Raw genomic sequence first — 3,300 nt, 5'->3', positions numbered from 1 at the left:
GGTGGCGTTGCGCAGTCGGGTGATCGCGGGTGGTCTGGCGGGGCGGGGCGCGATGGCCTCCCTCGCCCTGCCCGCCGTGCAGGTGGCCGAGCTGCTGCGCGACGAGCGGTACGCCGGTGCCGAGATCTCGGTGGTCAACGGCCCGCTCGCCACCGTCGTCGGCGGGCGGCCCGACGCCCTCGACGCCCTCACCGCCGACCTGGAGCGCGACGGTGTGCGGGTGCGCCGCCTCCCCGTCGACTACGCCTCGCACTCCGTGCACGTGGAGGAGATCGAGGACGAGGTGCGCACGGCGCTCGCCCCCATCACCCCCATGACTCCCGAGATCCCCTTCTACTCCACCCTGTCGGCCCGCCGCCTCGACGGCGAGCCGCTGGACGCCGACTACTGGTACCGCAACCTGCGCGGCACCGTCCGTTTCCAGGACACGGTCGAGGCGCTGCTCACCGACGGCCGTGCCGCCTTCGTGGAGTGCAGCGCCCACCCGATCCTCGTCGCCGCCGTCCAGGAGATCGCCGGGGAGCGGGACCTTCCCGTCGCCGTGACCGGCACCCTGCGCCGCGACGACGGCGGCCCGGACCGGCTGCTGCGCACCCTCGCCCAGGCCCACACCCTCGGCCTGCCCGTGGACCTCTCGCCGTACCTGGCGGGCGGGCGGATCGTGGACCTGCCGACGTACCCCTTCCAGCGCCGCCGGCACTGGCTGCCGGGCCTGCCGGAGCCGGAGACGGCCCTGCCCGCGGACGGCGGCACCGGATTTGCCGCCACCGGATCCCCGGCGGACTTCCCGGACGAGACCGCCGAGGACTCCTCCCCGCGCTCCGCGCTCGCCGGCCTCGCACCCGCCGAGCGGCGGCGGCACCTGCTGCGGCTCGTGCGTTCCGCCGCGGCCGCCGTGCTGGGTCTGGACGGTCCCGACGCGGTCGAGCCCGCCCTTCCCTTCAAGAGCCAGGGCCTGGAGTCCGTCACCGCCGTCGAGCTGCGGGACCGGCTGTGCGCCGCCACCGGACTGACCCTGCCCACCACCCTCGTCTACGAACGCCCCACCCCCCGCGACCTGGCCGGCCATCTGGCGGACGCACTCGGCGACCCGGCGGCCCCCGTGCCGGCACCGGCGGCGGAACCCGGCACCGGCACGGCCGTCGAGCGCCCCGCCGACGAGCCGGTCGCGATCGTCGGGATGGGGTGCCGTTTCCCGGGTGACGTGCGTTCCCCGGAGGATCTGTGGCGCCTGGTGGTCAGTGGTGGTGACGCGGTGGGCGGGTTTCCCGAGGACCGGGGCTGGGATCTGGAGGACCTGTACGATCCGGAGCCGGGCCGGGCCGGGAAGTCGTATGTCCGCGAGGGCGCTTTCCTGCGCTCGGCGGCCGAGTTCGATGCGGGTTTCTTCGGGATCTCGCCGCGTGAGGCGACGGCGATGGACCCGCAGCAGCGGCTGCTGCTGGAGACCGGCTGGGAGGCGCTGGAGCGGGCCGGTATCGACCCGACCGCCCTGCGCTCCACCGACACCGGCGTGTTCGTCGGCGCCATGGCCCAGGAGTACGGCCCCCGGCTGTACGAGCCCCAGGAAGGCACCGAGGGTCACCTGCTCACCGGTGGCACCATCAGCGTGGCCTCCGGCCGGATCTCCTACGTCCTGGGCCTGGAGGGCCCGGCGGTCACGGTGGACACCGCCTGCTCCTCCTCGCTGGTCGCCCTGCACCTGGCGGTACGGTCCCTGCGCTCCGGCGAGTCCTCGCTCGCGCTGGCGGGCGGCGCGGCCGTGATGGCCTCGCCCGGCATGTTCGTGGAGTTCGCACAGCAGCGCGGCCTGGCCCCCGACGGGCGGTGCAAGGCGTTCTCCGCGGACGCGGACGGCACCGGCTGGGGCGAGGGCGTCGGTGTGCTGGTGCTGGAGCGGCTGTCGGACGCGGTGCGCAACGGGCACCGGGTGCTGGCCGTGGTGCGGGGCAGCGCGGTCAACCAGGACGGAGCGAGCAACGGCCTCAGCGCCCCCAGCCGGCCCGCCCAGGAGCGGGTCATCCGGCAGGCGCTCGCCGACGCGGGCCTCGGCCCCGCCGATGTCGACCTGGTCGAGGCGCACGGCACCGGCACCCGCCTCGGCGACCCCATCGAGGCGGAGGCGCTCCTGTCGACCTACGGCAGCGACCGGCCCGCCGGGCGCCCGCTGCTGCTCGGCTCGCTGAAGTCCAACATCGGCCACACCCAGGCCGCCGCCGGCATCGGCGGAGTGATCAAGGCTGTGATGGCCGTCCGGGAAGCGGTCGTACCGCCCACCCTGCACGCCGCCGAACCGACCCCGCACGTGGACTGGTCGGCGGGCACGGTGGAGCTGGTCACCGAGGCGCGGCCGTGGCCGGAGACCGGCCGGGTGCGCCGGGCCGCGGTCTCCTCGTTCGGGATCAGCGGCACCAACGCGCACGTCGTCCTGGAACAGGGTCCCGAACCCGCGACGCCCCCGACCGGCCCGGAACCCGCCCACCCTGTTCGCGTGCTGCCGTTGTCGGGGCGTTCGGAGGGTGCGTTGCGGGCGCAGGCCGCGCGGTTGCTCCGGTGGTGGGGGGCGTGTCCGGAGGTGTCGGCGGTGGATGTGGCGTGTGGTCTGGTGTCGACGCGTTCGGTGTTCGAGCGGCGTGCGGTGGTGGTGGGTGAGGGGCGTGCCGAGCTGGAGTGTGGTTTGCGGGCGTTGGCCGGGGGTGAGGAGTCGGCCGCGGTGGTGCGTGGTGGGGTGGTTTCCGGTGTGGGTGAGGGTGTGGTGTTCGTGTTCCCGGGTCAGGGGGCGCAGTGGGTGGGGATGGGTGCGGAGCTGTTGGATGCGGTTCCGGTGTTCGGTGAGTGGATCGGTTTGTGTGAGGCGGCGTTGGCGCCGTTTGTGGACTGGTCGTTGGTGGATGTGTTGCGGGGGGTTGCGGGTGCTCCGGGGTTGGAGCGGGTGGATGTGGTGCAGCCGGTGTCGTTCGCGGTGATGGTGTCGTTGGCGGCGGTGTGGCGGTCGTGGGGTGTGGAGCCTGCGGCTGTGGTGGGTCATTCGCAGGGTGAGATCGCGGCGGCGTGTGTGGCGGGTGCGTTGTCGCTCGAGGATGCGGCGCGGGTGGTGGCGTTGCGCAGTCGGGTGATCGCGGGTGGTCTGGCGGGGCGGGGCGCGATGGCCTCCCTCGCCCTGCCCGCCGTGCAGGTGGCCGAGCTGCTGCGCGACGAGCGGTACGCCGGTGCCGAGATCTCGGTGGTCAACGGCCCGCTCGCCACCGTCGTCGGCGGGCGGCCCGACGCCCTCGACGCCCTCACCGCCGACCTGGAGCG

Annotated in this window: 1 protein-coding gene; it reads left to right on the top strand. The window is 74.5% G+C overall.

Annotated elements, in window-relative coordinates; genetic code table 11:
* The coding region (locus tag CCN72_RS38780) for a type I polyketide synthase (RefSeq protein WP_143664303.1) at nt 1-3,300 on the top strand (3,300 nt) is incomplete at both ends.

The sequence above is a fragment of the Streptomyces murinus genome, assembly GCF_002154555.1.
In the GTDB taxonomy this organism is placed as follows: Bacteria; Actinomycetota; Actinomycetes; order Streptomycetales; family Streptomycetaceae; genus Streptomyces; species Streptomyces murinus.
Note: the sequence above shows the minus strand (reverse complement) of the source record. Positions and strands in the feature narration are given on the sequence as shown.